This is a genomic window from Sulfuricurvum sp. RIFOXYD12_FULL_44_77, from assembly GCF_001830725.1.
Taxonomy (GTDB): domain Bacteria; phylum Campylobacterota; class Campylobacteria; order Campylobacterales; family Sulfurimonadaceae; genus Sulfuricurvum; species Sulfuricurvum kujiense_A.
In genome coordinates, this window is record NZ_MIBU01000194.1 from 1 (window position 1) to 1,148 (window position 1,148).

General features: G+C 39.4%; 4 protein-coding genes. 3 read left to right on the plus strand and 1 reads right to left on the minus strand.

The features are described from left to right. The first annotated feature begins 9 nt into the window (after positions 1–9). The 3 genes from A2517_RS12005 (at position 10) to A2517_RS07400 (ending at position 810) form a co-directional block, all read left to right on the plus strand. Positions 10–111, plus strand: coding sequence for a type II toxin-antitoxin system HicB family antitoxin (locus tag A2517_RS12005; protein ID WP_367187991.1), 102 nt, complete (start codon positions 10–12; stop codon positions 109–111). 68 nt (positions 112–179) lie between these two features. Beyond that, entirely contained in the window at positions 180–473 is a 294-nt protein-coding gene (locus A2517_RS07395) for a nucleotidyltransferase domain-containing protein (protein ID WP_294895638.1), read from the plus strand. Beyond that, positions 466–810: a DUF86 domain-containing protein gene (locus A2517_RS07400; RefSeq protein ID WP_294895640.1), complete on the plus strand. Its 345-nt coding sequence runs from the start codon at positions 466–468 to the stop codon at positions 808–810. Before A2517_RS07395 ends, A2517_RS07400 begins: the two co-directional genes overlap by 8 nt. Before the next feature lie 44 nt (positions 811–854). Here the strand turns inward: A2517_RS07400 and A2517_RS07405 are convergent. After that, positions 855–1,148 (minus strand): S49 family peptidase (locus A2517_RS07405; RefSeq protein ID WP_294895642.1); only part of this gene is annotated, 294 nt, incomplete at its 5' end.

The window sequence follows — 1,148 nt, forward strand, 5'->3', positions numbered from 1 at the left end:
AGAGTTAATATCACTTTACCTCGCCGTGTATTGGCGAGACTTGATGCAAAAGCCAAAGAGGCGGGAGAGACACGGAGCGGGTATATCGCGCGTCTGAGTATTGGGGCGTAAAGAAGCTTTTCTCGATTTATCGTTTTTGAGTGTACAATATCACTATAAAATCAATACGATTGAATGAGATGACACAAAACGAAATTATCGATATCCTTAAAACCCTAAAGCCTCAGTACCAACGAGAGGGTATGATTCTCATTGGACTATTCGGCAGTTTCTCGCGCGGTGAGGAAAAAGAGGGTAGTGACGTCGATATCGTGTATGAAATCGAAAAAGGAAAAAGTTTTTCGATGTTCAAATATCTCAAATACCTCGCCGATTTGGAAAAATATCTTCATCATAAAGTCGATTTGGTCAGAGCCGAAACGATCAAAAACGATTTGAAACCCTACATTTATAAAGATATGATTTATGTCTAGGGATTGGAAATTTTATCTCAGAGATATTCTCGTCGAATGTCAAAACATTCGGAAATTTACAGCAAATATTACGTTTGAAGCGTTTACAGAAAATATTGAAAAAGTGTATGCAACGGCAAAAGCATTTGAAAATATCGGTGAAGCGGTCAAGCAGATACCCAAAGAAATTCAAGATGAGTTTAGTACCGTACCGTGGAGTGAAATTGCCAAAATGAGAGATGTCTTAACACACCATTATTTTGGATTGGATGATAAAGTTCTTTGGGATACTCTGGGAGATGATTTTGTGATGTTTGAAGAGATAATTGAACAAATAGCGAAAAAATATTTGGATTAAAATGAGATCGTTTGATTCCCGAAAAATCGGGAATAGAGAGAAAATTATTGTAACGATACGGGCGGAAAGTACATGTGAGCCAAACTGGCTCCCTCTGCGGCAAACCGTTTGAAAAATTTATCCATCGGATCTTCTTTATTCCAAATAGGCTCAGCTACTTTACTAAGAGTTTCTACTCGCCTTTTAGCATCAAATTCAACCCCTATAGCGTCGATAAGCCCCACTTTTTGCGCTTGTGCGGCGGTGAAAATGTGAGCATCCGCATAATTGCTGCTGAGATTAGGATCGAGTTTTCGCGCACGTGCGACATCGGTGACAAACATCGTATAGGTTCCGTT

Bases quoted from the DNA above. Each gene is read 5' to 3' on its own strand.
- A2517_RS07395 (WP_294895638.1), top strand. From the start codon at position 180: ATGACACAAAACGAAATTATCGATATCCTTAAAACCCTAAAGCCTCAG.
- A2517_RS07400 (WP_294895640.1), top strand. From the start codon at position 466: ATGTCTAGGGATTGGAAATTTTATCTCAGAGATATTCTCGTCGAATGT.